General features: G+C 74.0%; 21 protein-coding genes. 14 read left to right on the top strand and 7 right to left on the bottom strand.

The window, feature by feature from the left end; all coding sequences use genetic code 11:
• The first annotated feature begins 77 nt into the window (after positions 1-77).
• From AB0B40_RS32850 to AB0B40_RS32830, 5 genes are all read left to right on the top strand, one after another.
• Entirely contained in the window at positions 78-2453 is a 2376-nt protein-coding gene (locus tag AB0B40_RS32850) for a hypothetical protein (protein ID WP_362267161.1), read from the top strand.
• A gap of 249 nt (positions 2454-2702) precedes the next feature.
• Positions 2703-3656: an ABC transporter ATP-binding protein gene (locus tag AB0B40_RS32845; RefSeq protein WP_345055712.1), complete on the top strand. Its 954-nt coding sequence runs from the start codon at positions 2703-2705 to the stop codon at positions 3654-3656.
• Complete coding sequence (locus AB0B40_RS32840) at positions 3653-4393, top strand: ABC transporter permease (protein WP_345055711.1); 741 nt, start codon at positions 3653-3655, stop codon at positions 4391-4393. The genes AB0B40_RS32845 and AB0B40_RS32840 overlap by 4 nt, the downstream gene beginning before the upstream one ends.
• A gap of 26 nt (positions 4394-4419) precedes the next feature.
• The gene (locus AB0B40_RS32835; RefSeq protein ID WP_362267179.1) at positions 4420-5583 is read left to right on the top strand and encodes a histidine kinase; all 1164 of its coding nucleotides are present in this window, start codon (positions 4420-4422) and stop codon (positions 5581-5583) included.
• Complete coding sequence (locus AB0B40_RS32830) at positions 5580-6194, top strand: response regulator transcription factor (protein WP_345055709.1); 615 nt, start codon at positions 5580-5582, stop codon at positions 6192-6194. Before AB0B40_RS32835 ends, AB0B40_RS32830 begins: the two co-directional genes overlap by 4 nt.
• Before the next feature lie 18 nt (positions 6195-6212).
• Here AB0B40_RS32830 and AB0B40_RS32825 read toward each other — a convergent pair whose 3' ends face one another.
• Entirely contained in the window at positions 6213-7079 is an 867-nt protein-coding gene (locus AB0B40_RS32825) for a transglutaminase-like domain-containing protein (RefSeq protein ID WP_345055707.1), read from the bottom strand.
• A 29-nt stretch (positions 7080-7108) separates the two neighbouring features.
• Entirely contained in the window at positions 7109-8323 is a 1215-nt protein-coding gene (locus AB0B40_RS32820; protein ID WP_362267158.1) for a GNAT family N-acetyltransferase, read from the bottom strand.
• Positions 8324-8463: 140 nt separating this feature from the next.
• Between AB0B40_RS32820 and fdxA the strand changes: the two genes are divergently transcribed.
• Both fdxA and AB0B40_RS32810 read left to right on the top strand, forming a co-directional pair.
• Complete coding sequence (fdxA, locus tag AB0B40_RS32815) at positions 8464-8784, top strand: ferredoxin (RefSeq protein ID WP_030746389.1); 321 nt, start codon at positions 8464-8466, stop codon at positions 8782-8784.
• Between the two features lie 123 nt (positions 8785-8907).
• Positions 8908-10005 (top strand): bifunctional succinyldiaminopimelate transaminase/glutamate-prephenate aminotransferase, encoded by a 1098-nt coding sequence (locus AB0B40_RS32810; RefSeq protein WP_345055717.1) that lies wholly within the window; start codon positions 8908-8910, stop codon positions 10003-10005.
• 151 nt (positions 10006-10156) lie between these two features.
• On the opposite strand, the gene AB0B40_RS32805 is transcribed toward AB0B40_RS32810, so the two are convergent.
• Together AB0B40_RS32805 and AB0B40_RS32800 are read right to left on the bottom strand one after the other, a co-directional pair.
• On the bottom strand, positions 10157-10606 hold the full coding sequence (locus tag AB0B40_RS32805) for an ATP-binding protein (protein WP_345055703.1): 450 nt from the start codon (positions 10604-10606) through the stop codon (positions 10157-10159).
• Positions 10607-10891: 285 nt separating this feature from the next.
• Positions 10892-11896, bottom strand: a complete 1005-nt coding sequence (locus tag AB0B40_RS32800) for a heavy metal transporter (protein ID WP_362267156.1) — start codon at positions 11894-11896, stop codon at positions 10892-10894.
• 95 nt (positions 11897-11991) lie between these two features.
• Between AB0B40_RS32800 and dapE the strand changes: the two genes are divergently transcribed.
• Together dapE and AB0B40_RS32790 are read left to right on the top strand one after the other, a co-directional pair.
• Positions 11992-13071 carry a succinyl-diaminopimelate desuccinylase gene (gene dapE / locus AB0B40_RS32795; RefSeq protein ID WP_345055700.1) on the top strand — a complete coding sequence of 360 codons (1080 nt, stop codon included), beginning with the start codon at positions 11992-11994 and terminating at the stop codon, positions 13069-13071.
• 104 nt (positions 13072-13175) lie between these two features.
• A complete protein-coding gene (locus tag AB0B40_RS32790; protein WP_345055699.1) occupies positions 13176-13934 on the top strand; it encodes a TIGR00730 family Rossman fold protein in 759 nt (252 codons plus the stop codon).
• 57 nt (positions 13935-13991) lie between these two features.
• On the opposite strand, the gene folP is transcribed toward AB0B40_RS32790, so the two are convergent.
• Complete coding sequence (gene folP, locus AB0B40_RS32785; protein ID WP_345055697.1) at positions 13992-14852, bottom strand: dihydropteroate synthase; 861 nt, start codon at positions 14850-14852, stop codon at positions 13992-13994.
• A gap of 137 nt (positions 14853-14989) precedes the next feature.
• On the opposite strand from folP, the gene AB0B40_RS32780 reads away from it, so the two are divergent.
• The gene (locus AB0B40_RS32780) at positions 14990-15355 is read left to right on the top strand and encodes a DivIVA domain-containing protein (RefSeq protein ID WP_362267154.1); all 366 of its coding nucleotides are present in this window, start codon (positions 14990-14992) and stop codon (positions 15353-15355) included.
• On the top strand, positions 15352-15966 hold the full coding sequence (locus AB0B40_RS32775; RefSeq protein ID WP_362267152.1) for a DNA-3-methyladenine glycosylase I: 615 nt from the start codon (positions 15352-15354) through the stop codon (positions 15964-15966). Before AB0B40_RS32780 ends, AB0B40_RS32775 begins: the two co-directional genes overlap by 4 nt.
• On the opposite strand, the gene AB0B40_RS32770 is transcribed toward AB0B40_RS32775, so the two are convergent.
• Positions 15932-16735, bottom strand: a complete 804-nt coding sequence (locus AB0B40_RS32770) for an enoyl-CoA hydratase-related protein (protein ID WP_345055693.1) — start codon at positions 16733-16735, stop codon at positions 15932-15934. The genes AB0B40_RS32775 and AB0B40_RS32770 overlap by 35 nt on opposite strands.
• Before the next feature lie 372 nt (positions 16736-17107).
• Between AB0B40_RS32770 and AB0B40_RS32765 the strand changes: the two genes are divergently transcribed.
• Positions 17108-17275 (top strand): DUF3117 domain-containing protein, encoded by a 168-nt coding sequence (locus tag AB0B40_RS32765; RefSeq protein WP_345055691.1) that lies wholly within the window; start codon positions 17108-17110, stop codon positions 17273-17275.
• A gap of 88 nt (positions 17276-17363) precedes the next feature.
• Here the strand turns inward: AB0B40_RS32765 and AB0B40_RS32760 are convergent, their stop codons facing one another.
• The gene (locus AB0B40_RS32760) at positions 17364-18062 is read right to left on the bottom strand and encodes an O-methyltransferase (RefSeq protein WP_345055716.1); all 699 of its coding nucleotides are present in this window, start codon (positions 18060-18062) and stop codon (positions 17364-17366) included.
• Positions 18063-18296: 234 nt separating this feature from the next.
• On the opposite strand from AB0B40_RS32760, the gene sigE reads away from it, so the two are divergent.
• Together sigE and AB0B40_RS32750 are read left to right on the top strand one after the other, a co-directional pair.
• A complete protein-coding gene (gene sigE / locus AB0B40_RS32755) occupies positions 18297-19010 on the top strand; it encodes an RNA polymerase sigma factor SigE (RefSeq protein WP_345055690.1) in 714 nt (237 codons plus the stop codon).
• Positions 19007-20005: a zf-HC2 domain-containing protein gene (locus tag AB0B40_RS32750; RefSeq protein WP_362267150.1), complete on the top strand. Its 999-nt coding sequence runs from the start codon at positions 19007-19009 to the stop codon at positions 20003-20005. Before sigE ends, AB0B40_RS32750 begins: the two co-directional genes overlap by 4 nt.
• The last annotated feature ends 959 nt before the right edge of the window (positions 20006-20964 follow it).

Below are 20964 nucleotides of genomic sequence, written 5' to 3'. Positions count from 1 at the left end.
TTCTCGACTGCGCTCGAACAGGGGGTACCCCCAGCTGAGGTCGAAACGGGCGGCGGAGCCAACCGGGAGAACCTGCCTTGAGTCGTGAAACTGACACTCCGTCCTCCGGGCCCAACGGGCGCGGGGGAGCCGCATACCCCTCCGGCACGCCGCCGTACGGGACCCCCATGGCTCCCGACGACGGTATGGACGCCGGCCGATCGGGCGCGCGGCCGGAGGAGAAGAAGACCGAGACCACACTGACGACCCGGATCCGGATCAACATCCCCGGATCGCGGCCCATCCCGCCGGTCGTCATGCGCACGCCCGTCGCGGACCGCGAGAGCACCGGGGCCGAGACGTCCGCCGCCGATCCGGGGCCCGCGGCCGACCGGACGCCCGCCGGCTCCGGCGGCACCGCCGAGGACCCGGGCGAGCCCGCGGCCCAGGCGGAGGAGAAGACCAGCGACTGGTTCGCGCCCCGCAAGTCCGGTCCCGCGAAGGGCGGGCCGGGTGCGGGCGGCACGAACGGCGCCGGGACACCCGGCGGTTCCGCCCCCGCGGCCCCTCCCGCCGGCGCCGCGAACCCCCGTACGGGTGGCCCCGGTGCGTCCGGCGCGGCCGGTACCACCGGCGCGCGTCCCGGCGGTGGCCGACCGGGCGGCGTGCTCGGCTCCATGAGCGTGCCGGGCGGCTCCCGCTCCGGCGCCACGAACGGCAAGGGCCTGCCCGGTGCCACCGGCGGCCCCGTCGCCCCGGGACACGGCGGCGGCACCGGCTCCTTCGACGTGACCGAGGTGCTGACCGCGGGCCCGCTGGGCGGCGGCTCCCGCCCCGGTTCCGCCGGCTCCGAGGAACCCCGCCGGGACGACCTGCCCTACTTCTCCGAGAACCACCCGGAGGGCGGCGCCGGCTCCGGTGCGGCGGGCGCGAACGGACACGACGGCTACGGCGGTGCCGCGGGCGGTGCCCACGGGCACGGCGGCCCCGGCGGTGCCAGCGGCTTCGACGGACCCGGCGGGCGCGGCGGCCGGGGCGGCCCGCAGGGGCCGGCCGGGCCCACCGGCGGTCCGGTCACCGGCGACGGCACCCTGGTCCCGCGGGCCGCCGGCGGCCTCGGCATGTCGCCGGGCGAGCCCTTCGACGGCCCCGCCGTCCCCGGCTTCGGCGGCCAGGGCACCCCGCCCGCGCGCAGCGCGCTCGCCGATCCCGCCCACCGGGACGGCCCCGCCGGCTTCGGCGGGCCCGCCGGGCCGGGAGCCGGCCCGGCCGGCGGTCCCACGGGCGTCGGCCCCGGCGGCGGCCTGAGCGACGACACCGCGATCCTCACCCCGCAGAAGCCGGCCCCCGAGGGCACCCCCGGCTACCGCTCGCCGGCCGCCGGCAACGTCTCCGGACACACCGTCACCAGCGGCATCCCCGTCGTCCCCGGCGCGGCCAAGTCCCCGTTCGGCGCCGACGGCCCGGCGCGGCCCGCGTCGCCCAAGCCGGAGCCGGCCCCCGCGCCCAGGGCGGCGGCCAAGCCCAAGAAGAAGGGCCGCAGCAAGCTGGTGCTGCTCGGCGTCGGCGTGGTCGTCGTCGCGGGCGGCGCCTACGGCGCGGGACTGCTGATGAACCACACCGACGTGCCCAAGGGCACCACCGTGCTCGGTGTCGACATCGGCGGCGGCACCCGCGACGACGCCGTCAAGAAGCTGGACGACGCCTTCGGCAGCCGGGTGGGCAAGCCGCTGAAACTGGCCGTGGGCGGCAAGACGGTCACCCTCACGCCGGAGAACGCGGGCCTGCAGTTCGACTACCAGGCCACGGTGAGCGAGGCCGCGAAGAGCGACTACAACCCGGTCCACGTCGTCGGCTCCCTGTTCGGGCAGAAGCGCGTGGTCGAGCCGGTCATGCCGGTGGACGAGGAGAAGCTCCAGGCCGCCCTCCAGCAGGCCGGCGGCGGTTCGGGCTCGGCCACCGACGGCACCGTCGACTTCAGTTCCGGCAAGGCCGTGGCCGTCTACGGCAAGGCGGGCAAGGCCATCGACGCCGGCCAGTCCACCCACGCGGTCGAACAGGCGTACCGCACGCTGGTGGAGACGGGCAGCCCGTCCCCGGTCACCGTGCCGACGACCACCAGGCAGCCGACGGTCTCCAACGCCGAGGTCGACCGGATGATGAAGGAGTTCGCGGAACCCGCGATGTCGGCCAAGGTGGTCGTGGAGACGGACGCGGTCCACCAGGTCACGCTGAGCCCGCAGAACTCGCTGAAGAAGTTCCTCCAGGTCACGGCCGTCGACGGCAAGCTGGTCGACAAGCCCGACCTGAACGCCCTCAAGCAGCTGTACGGCGGGGCCTTCGACGGAGTGCTCATCACCCGCGGCAACAACAAGAAGACCCCGGTCACCCCCGAGGACGTGTACGCGGCCCTGCGCCCGGCGCTGCTGAGCAAGACCAACCGGGTCGCGGTCATCGACACCAACCCGAGCTAGCGGCCCCGGGCCCCGCCGGGCAGCGTCGTGACGGGCTCGCGGACGACCGCGGGCCCGTCACGACGGATCACAGGGCTCAGGGCGGCTCGCGCGGCTCACGGCGGCGCGCGCCCCCCGGCTCACGCGGCTCGCGCAGTGCCCCGCGCCCCCGCGGGGCACGCGTCACCGGTCCCGCATGACATCTGTCATCCGGCACTCGGGACCGCCGACACTGCCCGGCAACTGGCCCGCGCCGCGAGCATGGTGGGCATGACGACGACAGCGGCACCGGCCACCACCGCCCCGGTGGTCGGGTTCGACCAGGTGACCAAGACGTACGGGAGCGTGCGGGCCGTCGACGGCCTCTCGCTCCGGCTGTACCCGGGCGAGACCGTCGCCCTCCTCGGCCCGAACGGGGCCGGCAAGTCCACCACCCTGGACCTGCTCCTCGGGCTCAAGCCCGCCGACAGCGGCGCGGTGAGCCTGTTCGGCACCGGCCCGCGCGAGGCGATCGTGGCCGGGCGGGTCGGCGCCATGCTCCAGAGCGGCGGGCTGATGGACGGGGTCACCGTCGCCGAGCTGGTGAGGCTGGCCTGCTCCCTGCACCCGCGGCCGTACCCCGTGTCCGACGTGCTGGCGCGCGCGGGCATCGCCCAGATCGCCGACCGCAAGGTCGACAAGCTCTCCGGCGGCCAGGCCCAGCGGGTCCGCTTCGCCCTCGCCACCGCAGGCGACAGCGACCTCATCATCCTGGACGAGCCGACCACCGGCATGGACGTCACCGCCCGCCAGGCCTTCTGGGCCACCATGCGGGAACAGGCCGACCAGGGCCGTACGGTCCTCTTCGCCACCCACTACCTGGAAGAGGCCGACGCCATCGCCGACCGGGTGCTGGTGCTGCACCGCGGCCGGCTCCTCGCCGACGGCACGGCCGCCGAGATCAAGGCCAAGGCCGGCGCCCGCCGGGTCTCCTTCGACCTGGAGGGGGAGGTCGACGAGACGGCCCTGCGCGGCCTGCCGTTCCTCACGTCCCTCACGGTGTCCAACAGCGGCTCCGCCGCGGGCTCGGGCCAGACCGTGCGCATCCAGTCCACCGACGCCGACGCGACCGTCCACGCCCTGTACGGCCTCGGCGTCTACCCCCGCAATCTCGAAGTCGCCGGTCTCGGCCTGGAGCAGGCCTTCGTCGCCATCACCGCCGCCGAGGAGGCGAAGCAGTCGTGAACAGCCTGATCAGACTGGAAGTGTCCCGCGCCCTGCGCAACCGCAAGTTCCTGTTCTTCTCCGTGATCTACCCCTCGGGGCTGTTCCTGCTGATCGCGGGCAACGCCGACAGCCACACCACGGTCGACGGCACGGGCCTGACCCTGCCGACGTACATGATGGTCTCCATGGCCTCCTTCGGCGCCCTGACCGCCGTCCTGATGGGCAACAGCGAGCGCATCGCCAAGGAGCGCGAGAGCGGGTGGGTACGGCAGCTGCGGCTGACCACCCTGCCCGGGCGCGGATACGTCCTCGCCAAGACCGCCAGCGCGGCCGTGGTCAGCCTGCCGTCCATCGTGATGGTGTTCGTGGTCGCCGCGGCGGTGAAGGACGTACGCCTCGACGCCTGGCAGTGGCTCGGCCTCACCGGCGCCGTCTGGGCCGGCAGCCTGGTCTTCGCCGCGCTCGGCGTCGCCCTCGGCTACCTCGCCAGCGGGGACGCGGTCCGCCCGATCACCATGATCATCTACTTCGGCCTGTCCATGCTGGGCGGCCTGTGGATGCCGACGACCACGTTCCCCCAGTGGCTGCAGGACATCGCCAAGTGGCTGCCCACCCACGCGTACGCTTCCCTGGGGCGGGCGATCGAACAGAGCCGGGCACCGCACGCCCAGGACCTCGCGGTCCTCGCCGTCTCCTTCCTCCTCTTCGCGGGCGGCGCGGCCTGGCTGTACCGGAAGGACACGCTGAAGGCGTGAGCACGACGACGGAGGACCGGACGGGAATGCCGAAGCACACGCCCGTGGGCTGGCCGCCGGGCAACCGGCGCCAGGTCCTGGTCAAGACGCTGTGGATCGGAGTCTGGCTGGTCTTCCTCAGCTCGCCGGTCGAAGACCTGGTCAACGGCGGACACAGCACCGGCGCCACCGTGGCCGGCGCCGTCGGCCTCACCGCCTTCGTCGGGGTGTACCTGACGCTGGTCTACCGCAACATGGGCCGGTCGTTCTCCCCGCGGGTCGTGCTCACCCTGGGCGGCGTCCTCGGCGTTCTGGCCCCCGTACTGGCCGCCACCCTCGGCAGCGCCTGGCTGGGTCTCTTCGTCTACCTGTCGGTCGCCTGGGGGGCGACCCTGCCGCTGCGTGCGGCCTACTGGGCCATCCCCGCCTCCGGCGCCCTCATGTACCTGATCGCCCTGCGCTTCGGCGAGGCGGCGGAGGCCCGGGGGCTGATCCTGCTCGTCGTGCTCATCGGCTTCGCGATGACCGGCGTCGGCCAGCTGGTGCGCACGACCATCGAGCTGCGCAAGGCACGGGCCACCGTCGCCCAGCTCGCCGCCAACGAGGAACGGCTCCGCCTCGCCCGCGACCTGCACGACCTGCTCGGCCACTCCCTCTCCCTGATCACGCTGAAGAGCGAGCTGGCCGGCCGGATGCTGCCCGACCACCCCGACCGGGCGGCCCAGCAGGTCGCCGACATCGAACAGGTCAGCCGACAGGCCCTGGTGGACGTCCGGGAGGCCGTCACCGGCTACCGGCGGCCCCGGCTCGCCGCCGAACTCGCGGGCATGCAGGTCGCCCTGACCGCCGCCGGCGTCGTGGCCGAGGTGCCCGCCGAACCCGACCTCGCCACGGTCCCCGAGGAGTCCGAGTCCGCCCTCGCCTGGGCGCTGCGCGAGGCGGTCACCAACGTGGTCCGGCACAGCGGCGCCGACCGCTGCGTCATCCAGCTGCTGCACCGCCAGACCCTGGACGGGCCGGTGCTCGAACTCTCCGTCGAGGACAACGGGTCCGGCGGCTCCGGCAAGGGCGCCGGCAACGGCCTGACCGGCCTGACCGAGCGGCTGGAGAAGGCCGGCGGCACCCTGGAGGCGGCCCGGGTCAGGCATGGCTTCCGGCTGGTCGCCCGCGTGCCCACGGCCCCCGCGGCCGACGTAGGATCCGGGGCATGACGAGCAAGATCAAGGTCCTGCTGGCCGAGGACCAGTCGATGGTCCGCGAGGCCCTGGCCGCGCTGCTCGGCCTGGAGGACGACATCGAGGTCGTCGCCCAGGTCGCGCGCGGCGACGAGGTGCTCGCCGCCGTCGGCGCGCACGGCGTGGACGTCGCGCTGCTCGACATCGAGATGCCCGGCTGCACCGGCATCGAGGCCGCGGCCCGGGTGCACCGCGAGTTCCCGCGGGTGAAGCTGGTCGTCCTCACCACCTTCGGCCGGCCCGGCTATCTGCGCAGCGCCATGGAGGCGGGCGCCGACGCCTTCCTCGTCAAGGACGCCCCGGCCGCCCAGCTCGCCGAGGCGGTCCGCAAGGTGCTGGCCGGCGAGCGGGTCATCGACCCCACCCTGGCCGCCGCCGCGCTCGCCGAGGGCGCCAACCCGCTCACCGAGCGCGAGCGCGAGGTGCTCCGCGCGGCGGCCGACGGCTCCACCAACGCCGAACTGGCCCGGGCCCTGCACCTCTCCCAGGGCACGGTCCGCAACTACCTGTCGACGGCCATCCAGAAACTGGCCGCACGCAACCGGGCGGAGGCGGTACGGATAGCCAGGGACAAGGGCTGGCTGTGAACCGCGGCGGGGGCCACGTCAGTTGAGCTTGGCCCGCGCGATGCGCGCCTCCTGGCGCACCTTGCCGGCCGCCGGCTCGTCGACCACCTCGATCAGGTCGGCGTACGCGGCCAGTTCCTCGGCGCCGGCGACGAACTCTCCCCGCTGCACCAGCAGTTGCCCGCGCTCGTAGCGCAGCCGCGCCGGGTGCGAGGGGATCAGCAGCGCCAGTTCCACGGCCCGCAGACCCACGTCCGAGCGCTCCGGCCGCGCCGCGGCCCACGCCCGGATGTTGTTCAGGACGCGCTGCACGACCTCCAGGGGCGGGGCGGGCTGAAGCATCGAGGGCCGCAGCGGCGCGCCCGTGGCACCCACCACCAGCAGGTCGGCGTCCGGCCCGGTCAGCACCCGCCCCCCGTCGAACGGATCGGCCAGGACCCGCTCCGCCGCCGTCCCGAACCCGACCACGAAGTGCCCCGGCAGCGCGACCCCGTACACCGGAGCCCCCGCCCGGCGCGCGACCTCCAGCCACACCACCGACAGCAGGATCGGCAGTCCGCGCCGCCGCCGCAGCACCTCGTGCAGCAAGGACGACTCCAGCCGCTGGTAGTCGCCCGGGGTGCCGTGGAACCCGTAGCGGTCGCCGAGCAGCCCTCTGACGGCCTCCGCCCAGGCGTCCGGCCCGCCCGGCCGGTACGGCAGCTCGCCCGCCAGCCGGTCCAGCTCGGCCTGCGCGGCGTCGATGCCGGCCTCGTCCAGCGAGCCGTCCGTCTCCGCGCCGATCAGCAGGCACAGCGCCGACAGGTCGGGCCGCTCGGACCGGGCCTCCTCGGCGAAGCGCTGCCGCAGCTCGGCGGAGCGCTCCGGCCGGGGCGGGTACGGGGGCGGCAGATACGGGTGGCGCATGCCAGGCTCATGCCCTTCCACGGCGGTTTCTACGACCTTCCCGGGTCGGCGGGCGGGTCGGCGGGCGGATCGGCGGGCGGATCGGCGGGCGTCTTCGGCCCGTCCGGAGCCCGGTAGTGGTGGTAGACGTGGTGCGGCAGGAAGCCGAGCGCGCGGTAGAGCGCCCGGGCGCCCTCGTTGTCCGTCTCCACCTGGAGCCAGGCCGCCGAGGCGCCCTCGTCCAGCGCGCGCCGGGCCAGCGCGGCCATCACCCCGGTGGCCAGCCCCTGCCGCCGCCGGCCTGGGTCCACCTCGACGGCGGCGAACCCGGCCCACCGCCCGTCCACGACACACCGTCCGATGGCCGCCGGCGGCTCGCCCCCGCCGGCGCCGGGTACGGCCGCGAACCACACCGACGGGCCCTCCCCGAGCACCCGCAGGGCCACCTCGCTCACGCCCTTGCGCCCGTACCGCTCCAGCCACGCCTCGTCCACCGACCGGGACAGGACCACCTCCGCGCCCTCGGCCCGGTCCGCGACCGGCGCCAGCGCCCCGGTCCACAGCTCGGCGGTCACCTCCCGCACCCAGCCGCGCCGCTCCAGCTCCGCGCAGAGCAGCTCCTGCGTGCCCTCGGCGCCGGTCGCGGTCTGCACATAGGCGGGCAGGCCACGCTCGTCGTACCAGCGTCGTACGGCGTCCAGGGCGGCGTCGAGCGGCAGCCCGGGGTCACCGAGCGGCAGCACACTGTTGGCCCGCCGGGTGAAGCCCGTCCGCCGGCCGCCCACCACCCCGGCCGGACGCTCCCCCGGCGACGGAGGGCCGGCGTGCGGGCCGGGCCTGCCCCCGTCGCGCGGCTCCGCCTCGACGGCCGCCCGCAGCTCCCACTCGCCGAGCCGCTCGCTCTCCACCGGCCGCCACGCCCGGGCGGCGATCCGCGCCAGCTCCGGGTAGGAGGCGGCGGGACCGCGGCGGCGCGCCGGAGCCGTCGTTCCGTGGCGGGCGGCGCCGCCATCCGGACCGGTGGCCGGGGGCCGGGCGGGAACGACCTTCCCCGCCACCAGGGCCGATTGCGGGATTGCGACGCTCTCGCCGTCCCGGCGTGTGATCATGAGCACGCCGTTGTCCCATGATGTGAGAACACCCACCGTGTCAGTGAACTTCTCCGGTCCAGCACCGGGCTCGCCCAAGCGCCGTACGGAGACCCGTTTCCCCACGTCAGCAGGGGTGATTCGGACTACCAGGCGTCCTGCCGCCGAGAATTCCACTGGTCAGTTCACCCCTCCTGTTCGGATCCGGCTCCGGAACGGAGATACTAGGTGCGGGCATCGACGACGCCGCGCTCCCGCGCGCCAGGCGGCGGAGCCTGAGGAGGCCCGCCAGCGCCCTATCGAGGAGGAACGACAGCGTGACCTACGTCATCGCGCAGCCTTGTGTCGACGTCAAGGACAAGGCGTGCATCGAGGAGTGCCCGGTCGACTGCATCTACGAGGGCCAGCGGTCCTTGTACATCCACCCGGACGAATGCGTCGACTGTGGTGCCTGTGAGCCGGTCTGCCCGGTCGAGGCGATCTTCTACGAGGACGACACTCCGGAGGAGTGGAAGGACTACTACAAGGCGAACGTCGAGTTCTTCGACGAGCTGGGCTCGCCCGGCGGCGCCAGCAAGCTGGGGCTGATCGAGCGCGACCACCCCTTCGTGGCCGCGCTGCCGCCGCAGGGCGAGTGACCGTCCAAGCGCCAAGCGGCCCCTGAAGAGTGCCGCCTCGGTCCCGTACGGCCCGATCGTCCAGATCGCCGCCGCACGGGACCGAGGCGTTTGCCGTACCGTCCGAAAGTGAGCCTGATTCCCGTGTCCGCAGTCTCCGACCGGCTCCCCACCTTCCCCTGGGACAAGCTGGAGCCGTACAAGAAGACGGCCGCCGCGCACCCCGACGGGATCGTCGACCTCTCCGTCGGCACACCGGTCGACCCGGTCCCCGATCTGATCCAGAAGGCCCTGATCGACGCGGCCGACTCCCCGGGGTACCCGACCGTCTGGGGCACCCCCGCCCTGCGTGACGCGATCACCGGCTGGCTGGAACGCCGCCTGGGGGCCCGCGGGGTCACCCACCGCCACGTCCTGCCGGTCGTCGGCTCCAAGGAACTGGTGGCCTGGCTGCCGACGCAGCTCGGCCTCGGCCCCGGCGACAAGGTCGCCTACCCGCGGCTGGCCTACCCCACCTACGAGGTCGGTGCCCGGCTCGCCCGCGCCGAGTACGAGGTCTACGACGACCCGCGCGAGCTGGACCCCTCGAACCTGAGGCTGCTGTGGCTGAACTCCCCGTCCAACCCGACGGGCAAGGTCCTGCCGAAGCGGGAGCTGACGGAGATCGTCGCCTGGGCCCGCGCGCACGGCGTCCTGGTGTTCTCCGACGAGTGCTACCTGGAGCTGGGCTGGGAGGCCGACCCGGTCTCGGTCCTGCACCCGGACGTCAACGGCGGCTCCTACGACGGCGTCGTCGCCGTCCACAGCCTCTCCAAGCGGTCCAACCTGGCCGGCTACCGGGCGGCCTTCATCGCCGGTGACCCGGCCGTGCTGGGCCCGCTGCTGGAGATCCGCAAGCACGGCGGCATGATGACCTCCGCGCCGACGCAGGCCGCCGTCGTGGCCGCCCTCGGCGACGACGCCCACGTCCGGGAGCAGCGCGAGCGCTACGCGGCCCGCCGGGAGGCCCTCCGGGCCGCCCTCCTCGCCAAGGGCTTCCGCATCGAGCACAGCGAGGCGAGCCTCTACCTCTGGGCCACCCGGGGCGAGTCCTGCTGGACCACGGTCGCCCACCTGGCCGACCTGGGCATCCTGGTGGCCCCGGGCGACTTCTACGGCGAGGCGGGCGCGGACTTCGTCCGTGTGGCCGTCACGGCGACGGACGAGCGCGTCCGGACGGCGGTGTCCCGCCTCACGGCGTAGCCCGCGGAGCGGCGCCCGGGAGGGGCCGACAAAGGTGCGCCCCGGAACCGGCCGGCGGAGCGGCGCCCGGGACCGGCCGGGCAGGGCGGTAAAAAGCCGGTGGGGCCCAGGAGAGGAATCCTGGGCCCCACCGGCGGCCGGAGCCGGGTGCTCAGCCGCCCAGCGGCAGCCCCTTGGTCGGCAGGGACGACGTCGGCAGGCCGCCCTTGGTGAGCGAGTCCGTCGGCAGCCCGCCCTTCGTCGCGCCGGTGGCGGCGTCCCCGAGGACGCCTCCCGTGGTGCCGGCCGTGTCTCCCGCGGCCTTCTGCACCGCGGGTGCCGTCTTCTTCACGGCGCCGCCGCCGGTCTTGCCCGCGGCCGGCACGGCCTGCTCGACCGCCTTGCCGCCGGCGTGGCCCGCGAGCGAGGTGGTGCTCTGCGCGGCACCGTCGACGGTGTTGCCGACGTGCGCCCCGTCCAGCGCGGTCAGGCCGCCCAGGTTCGGGGTCGCCGGCAGGTTCGTGGCCGCACCGGCGGAGCCGGCCGCACCGACCCCGGCAGCCGCTCCCGCTGCGACGAGCAGCGCGGCACGGGCGATCCGGCGGGTCAGAGGGAGGGACATGATGCTCCAATTCGACGGGAGAACGGTGTCTGTGTCCGGGCTCGGGTGCGGCCCGGACGCCGTGACTACCGCTCGAAGCCCGCGAAGGTTGCGGACGCCCCAGGTAAAGAATGGATAACGCATCGCATTATCAGGTGTGGATAAAAACGGGCAAAGAGCGTCTGCCCGTGGACGCGCAGAATCCTTCCAGCCCTTGATTTCCAAGGGCTTCCCCACCAGGTGCGCCAGGCGCCCGAACGGCCGGGCCGCCCGGCGCCGCGCAACCCGCCGGAGTGGTCAGCCGTACTACTGTCCGGTCACGATCCGGACCGCCCCCACGGAGCGCTCCGCCCCGGCGGTCCCCTGGGAACCGGCGGTCCCCTGTGAGCCGACCGTCCGCCAGTCGCCGCCGCCCGCGGTCCACTCCCGCCCCGCGTACGACACCCGCTGGATGTGCAGGGCCGAGGAGTTGGCGACCGCCCACTGCGCGAGCTGCCAGCCCCGCGTCCGCTCGTCCCGCCCGGCCGCGTCCGGCTTCCCGCCCCCGGACACCGGGACGGTCACCGTCCGCCCGTGCGCGGTCGCGGTCACGCTCGGCGAGGGGGAGGGGGTCGGGACGGGCGTCCCGCCCACCTCCGCGCCGGTCTCCTGCAGCGCGTCCCGCCCGAAGTCCCGTACCAGCGCGGCCCGTACCGCGTCCGGACCGGTCGCCGAGGACGTGCGCTGCGGACGTCCGGCACAGGTCAGCGTGGCCGCCGCCCGTCCCGTCAGGGCCGCCGACAGCAGTGTGGCGTCCTGCTCGTGCTTGGCGTACGCCTCCGGGTAGCCGCTGCGCTGCACCCGCTGCGCGGCCACGGTCAGCGGCAGTTCGGTGTAGCCGGGCACCTTGTCCAGGTGCGCGTAGAAGATGCCCGCCGCGTACGCCGGGTCCATGATCTGCCGCTCGGTGCCCCAGCCCATCGAGGGCCGCTGCTGGAACAGGCCCAGCGAATCCCGGTCGCCGTGCTCGATGTTGCGCAGCCCCGACTCCTGGAGCGCGGTCGCGATCGCGATCGTCACGGCCCGCTCGGGCATCCCGCGCCCGGTGCCGACGGCGGCGATCGTGGCCGCGTTCACGGCCTGTTCGGGCGTGAAGTCGTACGACGCGCCGCCGCCGGAGGCCGAGACCACCTTGCAGCCGCGCGTTCCGCCGCCTCCGGTGACGTACTGCACCACGAGGTACGCGGCGACACCGGACAGGACCAGCAGGGCCGCGGTGAAACGCAGGAGGCGACCGCGACGCTTGGGACGGGTGGGGGACGGGTCTGACACGCGTACAAGGTACTGGAGCCCCGCCCCGCGCTCACGAGGGGTAGGCGACACGCGCCCGGCCCGGCCCGGGCGAACGGCGCGCTAGGGTCGTGGCCATGGCCGACACCTCCCTTGATCTGACGCTGGACGCCGCCTCGCTCACCGCGCGGCTCGTGGACTTCCCGTCCGAGAGCGGCACCGAGAAGCCGCTCGCGGACGCGATCGAGACCGCCCTGCGGGCCCTGCCGCACCTGACGGTTGACCGCCACGGCAACAACGTGATCGCCCGGACGAACCTGGGCCGCGCCGAGCGTGTCGTCCTGGCCGGCCACATCGACACCGTCCCGATCGCCGGCAACGTCCCCTCTCGGCTCGACGAGGACGGCGTGCTGTGGGGCTGCGGTACCTGCGACATGAAGTCGGGCGTGGCGGTGCAGCTGCGCATCGCGGCCACGGTCCCCGCCCCCAACCGTGACCTGACCTTCGTCTTCTACGACAACGAGGAGGTCGAGGCGGAGCGCAACGGCCTCCGGCACGTCGCCGAGGCGCACCCGGAGTGGCTGGCGGGCGACTTCGCGATCCTGCTGGAGCCCTCCGACGGCGAGGTCGAGGGCGGCTGCCAGGGCACGCTGCGGATGCTGCTGAGGACCAAGGGCGAGCGGGCCCACTCCGCGCGCTCCTGGATGGGCTCCAACGCCATCCACGCGGCGGCCCCCGTGCTGGCCCGCCTGGCCTCCTACGAGGCGCGCCGCCCGGTCATCGACGGCCTGGAGTACCACGAGGGCCTGAACGCGGTGGGGATCAGCGGGGGAGTGGCGGGCAACGTCATCCCGGACGAGTGCGTGGTGACGGTCAACTTCCGCTACGCCCCCGACCGCACCGAGGAAGAGGCGATCGCGCACGTCCACGAGGTCTTCGCGGACTGCGGCGTCGAGGAGTTCGTGGTCGACGACCACAGCGGCGGCGCGCTGCCCGGCCTCTCCCACCCGGCCGCGGCGGCCTTCATCGAGGCGGTGGGCGGCACCCCGCGGCCCAAGTTCGGCTGGACGGACGTGTCCCGCTTCTCCGCGCTCGGCGTCCCCGCGGTCAACTACGGCCCCGGCAACCCGCTCCTGGCCCACAAGCGTGACGAGCGCGTGCAGACCGCGAAGATCCTGGCGGGCGAGGAGCGCCTGCGGAACTGGCTCACCGCGTAGGGAGCCCGTGGGGCGCACGCACGGCGGACACCCGGACGTCCCCCCTCCGTAACCCGGCTCGATCTAGTCTGAGATCGAACTACCGGCAAGCGGAGGGAGCGCACATGGCTACCGGCAACCCCGAGGGGAAGAAGCAGCCGCCGGACGAGCAGCGGCTCGGTCCGGTCCTGCGACGGCGGTCCCAGGTGACGTCCAGTACGACCGACCAGCGGCTGCTGGACGAGCGCGCGCCCTCGGACTGGGTCCACACCGACCCCTGGCGGGTCCTGCGCATCCAGTCGGAGTTCATCGAGGGCTTCGGTACCCTCGCCGAACTCCCGCCCGCCATCAGCGTGTTCGGCTCGGCCCGGACGCCGGTCGACTCGCCCGAGTACGAGGCGGGCGTGCGGCTCGGCCGCGGCCTGGTGGAGGCCGGCTGGGCGGTGATCACGGGCGGCGGCCCGGGCGCGATGGAGGCGGCCAACAGGGGAGCGAGCGAGGCGGGCGGCATCTCGGTCGGGCTCGGCATCGAACTTCCCTTCGAGCAGGGTCTGAACCCGTACGTCGACATCGGACTGAACTTCCGCTACTTCTTCGTCCGAAAAATGATGTTCGTGAAGTACGCCCAGGGGTTCGTGGTCCTGCCCGGCGGCCTCGGCACCCTCGACGAGATGTTCGAAGCCCTGACCCTGGTCCAGACCCAGAAGGTCACCCGCTTCCCGATCGTCCTGTTCGGCAGCGAGTACTGGGGCGGCCTGGTCTCCTGGATCAAGGACACGCTGATCGCCCAGGGCAAGGCGGCGGAGAAGGACCTGCTGCTGTTCCACCTCACGGACGACGTGGAGGAAGCGGTCGCCCTGGTGTCGAAGGAGGCGGGCCGCTGAGGAGAGCGCGGCCCGCGTCCGCGGGCGCCGGAGTCCGGCCCGCCGTCCCGCGGGCGGTCAGGCCAGGCCCCGGCGCGCCACCGCGGGGGCCCGGTGGCCGGCGATCGACGCCACCATCTCCAGCACCTGCCGGGTCTCGGCGACCTCGTGCACCCGGTACACCTGCGCCCCGAGCCACGCGGACACCGCCGTCGTCGCGAGCGTACCGATCAGCCGCTCCTTCACCGGCCGGTCCAGCGTCTCGCCGACGAAGTCCTTGTTCGACAGCGACACCAGCACCGGCCACCCCGTGGCCACCATCTCGTCCAGCCGCCGCGTCGCCTCCAGACTGTGCCGCGTGTTCTTCCCGAAGTCGTGCCCGGGATCGATGAGCACGGACTCCCGCGGGACCCCCAGCGCGACCGCCCGCTCGGCCAGGGCCAGGGTCACACCGAGGATGTCGGCCACGACGTCGTCGTACGTCACCCGGTGCGGACGCGTACGCGGCTCCGCGCCCCCGGCGTGCGTGCACACCAGCCCCACCCCGTGGCGCGCCGCGACCTCCGCGAGGTACGGGTCGGCCCCGCCCCACGCGTCGTTCAGCAGATCCGCGCCCGCCTCGCACACGGCCTCGCCGACCTCGGCACGCCAGGTGTCCACGCTGATGACCACGTCGGGGAACCGGCGCCGTACCTCCGCGACGAAACCGACCGTCCGGCGCGCCTCCTCCTCGGCCGTGACCTCGTCGCCGGGGCCCGCCTTGACCCCGCCGACATCGATGATCGCGGCGCCCTCGGCCACCGCCCGCTCCACACGCGCAAGGGCCGGCTCGTCGCGGAAGGTGGCCCCGCCGTCGTAGAAGGAATCCGGCGTCCGGTTCACGATCGCCATGATCACCGGCTCGTGCGGACCGAATTCCCGCCTGCCCAGCCTGAGCATCCGCTGTGACCTTTCCTCGTACGTCCCGCTGTACGGCCGCCTGTGACCCTAACCGCCGGGCTCGCATGGCACGATCGGAGCCAGACAGATTCTGCTTCCGGCACAGCGGCCGGTAACGAGCGTGGGGACCCCTGGCGATGGTGATGTTCTTGTTCCTGGTCGTCGCGCTGGCCGTCGTGGTCGCCGCGGTGACCCTGGCCGTGGTGGGCGGCGGTGAGAGCGCCCCCCTGCCCGAGGTGGCGCCCGAGCGGCTCCAGGACCCGCTGCCCGCGGACCGTCCGGTGGACCACGCGGACGTGGAGAGCCTGCGCTTCCCGGTCGTGCCGCGCGGCTACCGCATGGCCGACGTCGACGACGCGCTCGGCCGCCTCGCCGCCGAACTGGCCGAGCGGGACGCCCGTATCGCCGATCTGGAGTCCTCGCTGGCCGGTGCCAGAGCCGCCGCGGCGCACGAGCCGCACGGACAGCCCGGCAAGGGCGAGGGCGCGGAGGACCGGCGATGACCGCCGGAGCCGCCGTCGCCGGCCCGGACGGCGCCCTGCGCTGCCCCTGGGCCCTGTCCACCGACGACTACGTGTCGTACCACGACGAGGAGTGGGGCCGGCCGGTCCACGGCGACGACGCCCTCTTCGAACGGCTCAGCCTGGAGGCCTTCCAGTCGGGTCTGTCCTGGATCACGATCCTGCGCCGCCGCCCCGGCTTCCGCACGGCCTTCGCCGGCTTCCACATCGAGAAGGTCGCCGCCTTCACCGACGCCGACCGCGAGCGCCTGCTGGCCGACCCGGGCATCATCCGCAACCGGGCCAAGATCGACGCGACCCTCGCCAACGCGCGCGTGCTCGCCGACTGGGCCGAGGGCGACCTGGACGACCTGATCTGGTCCCACGCCCCCGACCCCGTCGGCCGCCCGGCCCCCAGGACCCTCGCCGACGTCCCGGCGGTCACCCCGCAGTCCACGGCGCTGTCCAAGGCCCTGAAGAAGCGGGGTCTGCGATTCGTCGGCCCGACGACGGCCTACGCCCTGATGCAGGCGTGCGGCCTGGTCGACGACCACCTGGAGGCATGCGTGGCACGGGGGGCTACCGCCCCAGGTACTTCGGCTTCTCCTTGTTGACGAAGGCCTGCACCGCGATGGCGTGGTCCTCGGACCGTCCCGCCCGCGTCTGCAGCTCGTCCTCCTTGTCCAGCGTCTCGTCGAGGGAGTGCGCCAAGCCGTAGGCCACCGCCTCCTTGAGCGCCGCGTACGCCACCGTCGGCCCCTCGGCCAGCGCGCGGGCCACCTTGCCGGCCTCGGCGCGCAGCTCCGCGGAGGGCACGACCCGGTTCGCGATGCCCAGCTCCAGCGCGTCCTGGGCGCTGATGCTGCGCGGGAAGAGCAGCAGGTCGGCGGCGCGGCTCGGGCCGATCACCCGGGGCAGCGTCCAGGAGATGCCGGAGTCGGCGGTCAGGGCGACGCCCGCGAAGGAGGTGTTGAAGGCGGCGGTGTCGGCCACCAGCCGGTAGTCCGCGGCCAGCGCGAAACCGAACCCGGCCCCGGCCGCGACACCGTTCACCGCCGCGACGACCGGCTTGGGCGCCCCCGCGAGGGCCCGCACGATCGGGTTGTAGTGCTCCCTGACCGTGCTCATCGTCTGCCCCGCCCCGGTCTCCCGGTCGCTGGACAGCAGCCCGATGTGCTCCTTGAGGTCCTGGCCCACACAGAACGCCCGGTCCCCGGCGGCGGTCAGCAGGATCGCTCGTACGGCCGTGTCGGAGGCCGCCGATTCCGCGGCCTCCCGGAGGGCGACCTTGGTCGCGATGTCCAGCGCGTTCATCGCCTCGGGGCGGTTCAGCGTGATCGTCGCGAGACCGTCGTTCACCTCGTAGAGCACGGTGTCGGCCATGGCGTATCCCCTCCGGTTCGCGGCTGGTGACGTACCGCTCAGTACGTCCCTCTCAGAGGACAGCATGTCGGAGATCACCGGCCAAGGGCCGGACCGGACGTGTGACCTGCGTCAAAGAAATGCGGGGCGGAGCCGGCCGCCGGATCTCCGTGCGGTGGCGCAGTATCGCAGGCACATCGCCGAATTGGGTGGTTTTGGTCGCGCGCGTTGCCCAAGCGATGCCGACTCATGTTGGTCATCGGGTCCTTCGATGCGGGATAATGGCTGGGAAGCAATGTGTTCGATGCCGGTGTCGCGTGTCCGTTCCGGATGGCGGGTGCCCTCGTGGGGTCGTCGGCAGACGATGAGCTGGTTTCAGGAAGGGGAACGAGCATGGCGGCCATGAAGCCGCGGACGGGTGATGGCCCGCTCGAGGTGACCAAGGAGGGGCGGGGCATCGTCATGCGCGTTCCGCTCGAAGGCGGCGGTCGACTCGTCGTCGAACTGACCCCTGACGAGGCCGAGGCGCTCGGCGACGCCCTCAAGAAGGTCGTCTACTGAGGTCCCAGCGATCCTGTCCTTGACGTCTGCCCCGGCACCGTACGCGGTGCCGGGGCAGACGCGTTCCCGGGGCGCGCGGCGGCCGGCGTCACCGCTTGACGGCGCAGAGCAGCCCGTCGCCGACCGGCAGCAGCGACGGCACCAGCTCCTGGCTCTCCCGGACGGTGCGCAGCAGCTCCCGCAGCCGCAGCACCTCGGCCGGCTGCGGTCCCGAGTCGACCGTACGGCCGTTCGCGAACACGCCCTCGAAGACCACCACACCGCCCGGCCGCAGCAGGCGCAACGATTCAGCGAGATAGTCGGGGTACTCCAGCCGGTCACCGTCACAGAAGACGAGGTCGTAACCGGCGTCGGCGAGACGCGGCAGCACGTCCAGCGCGCCCCCGGGGATGAAGCGGGCCCGGTTGCTGGCGAAGCCGCAGACGCGGAAGGCCTGCCGGGCGAACTGCTGGTGCTCCGGCTCCGGGTCCACCGTGGTGAGCACCCCGTCCGGCCGCATCCCGTGCAGCAGATGGATTCCGGACACCCCACAGCCCGTGCCGATCTCCGCGACCGCCTTCGCGTCCACGGAGGCGGCGAGCAGTCTCAGCGCGGCGCCCGTGCTGGGCGTCACCGAGCGCAGCCCTGCCTCGCGGGCCCGGTCGCGGGCCCAGTGCAGCGCTTCGTCCTCGGCGACAAAGGCGTCGGCGAACGCCCAGCTCGTCTGCCGGTTGCCGGTAATGACCCTCTCCTGTCCCCGTGGTTGCCTGGGCGTGACTGTATCCGTTGGCGTCGGGAACCCGCAGATGGGACCGGGCGTTTACAGGGATGAGACGGTGGCCGGCGACGCGACGGGGGGTGAGCGGTGGACCAGGGCGCCTGGCAACTGCTGACGCAGCCGTATGAGCCGTATCAGCGTGTATCAAATTCTCGTAAAACCGCTTATCCGGAGCTAACGGGCGAGGTGGCTATGGTAGGGGCTCCACTGGACACCACCAGAGCCGACAGGGGAGGTGCGGCTGCGCCCGGGGATCGGGGCGGAGTGCTGCGGCGCTTCCTCGGGTCGGCGGGCAGGCCGAAATCCGTGACCGACACCGCTGCTGACAGCCACGCCGCCGGTCTCGCCGCAGGCGAGACCCAGACCGCGACCTTCGCCACCGACGCGGACGGGCAGGCGTGGACTCCGCCCACGTGGGACGAGATCGTCAGCACGCACAGTGGCCGGGTCTACCGGCTCGCCTACCGTCTGACGGGCAACCAGCACGACGCCGAGGACCTCACGCAGGAGGTCTTCGTCCGCGTCTTCCGCTCCCTGTCCACGTACTCGCCGGGCACCTTCGAGGGCTGGCTGCACCGCATCACCACCAACCTCTTCCTGGACATGGTCCGGCGCAAGCAGCGCATCCGCTTCGACGCCCTCGGCGAGGACGCGGCCGAGCGCCTGCCCAGCCGCGAACCCACCCCGCAGCAGCTCTTCAACGACGCGCACTTCGACGCCGACGTCCAGCAGGCCCTGGACACCCTGGCGCCCGAGTTCCGCGCCGCCGTCGTCCTGTGCGACATCGAGGGCCTGTCGTACGAGGAGATCGCCGCCACCCTCGGCGTGAAGCTGGGCACGGTCCGCTCCCGTATCCACCGCGGACGGTCCCAGCTCCGCAAGGCCCTCGCGCACCGCTCCCCGGAGGCCCGCGCGGCCGAGCGGCGCTCCTTCCTGACCCGTGTCCCCGCTCTGGGAGGAGGGGGCGCGCCCGCGTGAGTGGATCTCGGCCGAAACCTGTCGAGGAGGCGCACCTCGCAGAGCAGCACCTGGGAGACCGGCTCTCCGCCCTGGTGGACGGAGAGCTGGGTCATGAGACGCGTGAGCGGGTCCTCGCGCACCTGGCCACCTGCGGCCGGTGCAAGGCGGAGGCGGACGCCCAGCGCGCGCTGAAGAACGTGTTCGCGGAGGCGGCCCCGCCGCCGCCCTCGGCGAGCTTCCTGGCCCGCCTCCAGGGCCTTCCCGGGGGAGGTGACCCGGACGGCGGCGGCACGCCGTCGCCCGGGGGCGGACTCCTCGGAGGCGGCACCACCGGGGGCACCGGGAGCAGCGGGGCCTTCGGGGTGAGGCGCGACGACCGCCTCCCGTTCGGGTACGTCCCCGCCCGCACGCACGGCTACCTGCCCGCCGCGGACGGCACCGCCGGACCCGGCGACGGCTTCCGCGTCCATCCCGTCGGCCGTCCCGACGACGGCCGCTCCGCCTCGCGCGGGCTGCGGTTCGCGTTCGCCGCCGCCGGCGCGGTGTCGCTGGCCGCCGTCGCCCTCGGCGGCGTGACCACCGCCTTCCCCGGCGACCTGACCAAGGACGCCCGCGGCGGCTCCGGCAACGGCAGCAATGTGACCCCGACGCGTTCGGCGGGCACCGGCACGGGCGGGGGCGCGGCCACCCCGGACAGCCAGCGCCGCCGGCCGGTGGGGCCGCTGCTCGCCCAGGGCGGCGCGCTGTTCGGGCCGGCCCCGGTGGCCCCGACGACCCTGTCCGCACCGCTGCTGCCCGGGGTGCCCACCGGAACCGGGGAGGTGCGCGGTCTGACCGCGCCGGTGTTCACCGGTGCGGCCGCCCTCTCCCCGCTGATACGCCCGCTCGAAGAGATCGTGGCCCTCCCGCTCACCGACTGGACCACCTCCCCCGGAGACACCGGCTCCGGCCTGCTGTCCGCCCCCGTCCCCGATCCCGCCCCCGCTCCCTCCGCACCCCGGCAGTCGCCCTGACCGGCCACTGCGTCCTGGCTCGCGGACCTGGTTGAATCCTCTGAGGGCCGTGCCCGCGGCGACGACCCCGGGGCGGTGGAAGACGTCTCGTGACCGCGCCGGCGCGGTCGCGGCCCAGCCGTGGGGAGAGCATGAACGAGGGGAACCGTGTCCCGTCGGCGGAAGCACCGGAGGGAACGGCGGGGCAGACACCGGCGGCCCTGACCCGGGGCTCCGCAACGGAGGCCACCGGGTCCGGCGGCGACGTCGAAACCGGGTCCGACGGCGACTTCGAACTGGCCAAGCCGGCACCGGCGCCGCCGACCACCACCGACGCCGGTGGCACCGTGGCGCCCGGGCAGAGCACGGTCATGTCCGGGGACCCTGTCCCCGCGACTCCGGCTGAGCCCCCTGTGCCCGGCGGGGAGGCTCCGGCGGAGGGGGCCGAGTCCGTGAAAGAAGCCGTCGTGGCGGCTCCGGACGCCGGGGAGACCGGGGTGGCCGCCGCGACCGACGTCGCGGTTCCCGCCGACCGGCCGAGGCCTCTGCACGACCCCGATCCCTACAGCACCCCGCCGTACGGCGAACCCGGCCCCTGGGCCCCCGCACCGCCCGTGCAGCATCCGGGGGCCGCACCGGGGCACGGGACGGCCGTACCCCCACCTGCGGCCCCCACGGCGCCCCTGTTCCCGCCCGCGCCCCCCGCGCCCGCGGTTCACGGGTCGGTCCCCGCGCCCGCGGGACCCGTCCCGGTGGTCCCCGCGCCTTCCGGACCCGAGTCCGTGGTCCCTGCGCCCGCTGGGCCCGTGCCCCAGGTGCCGGGGCACGGGCCTGTACCGGCGTCCGCGGTGCCCGCGGTGCCCGCGGTCCCCGGGGCACCCGTGGTGCCCGCGGTCCTCGGGGCACCCGTGGTGCCCGCGGTCCTCGGGGCACCCGTGGTGCCCGCGGTCCTCGGGGCACCCGTGGTGCCCGCGGTCCTC

This window comes from Streptomyces sp. NPDC042638 (genome assembly GCF_040647235.1).
GTDB classification, from domain to species: domain Bacteria; phylum Actinomycetota; class Actinomycetes; order Streptomycetales; family Streptomycetaceae; genus Streptomyces; species Streptomyces rameus.
This window is presented reverse-complemented; position numbering and strand designations above follow the sequence as displayed.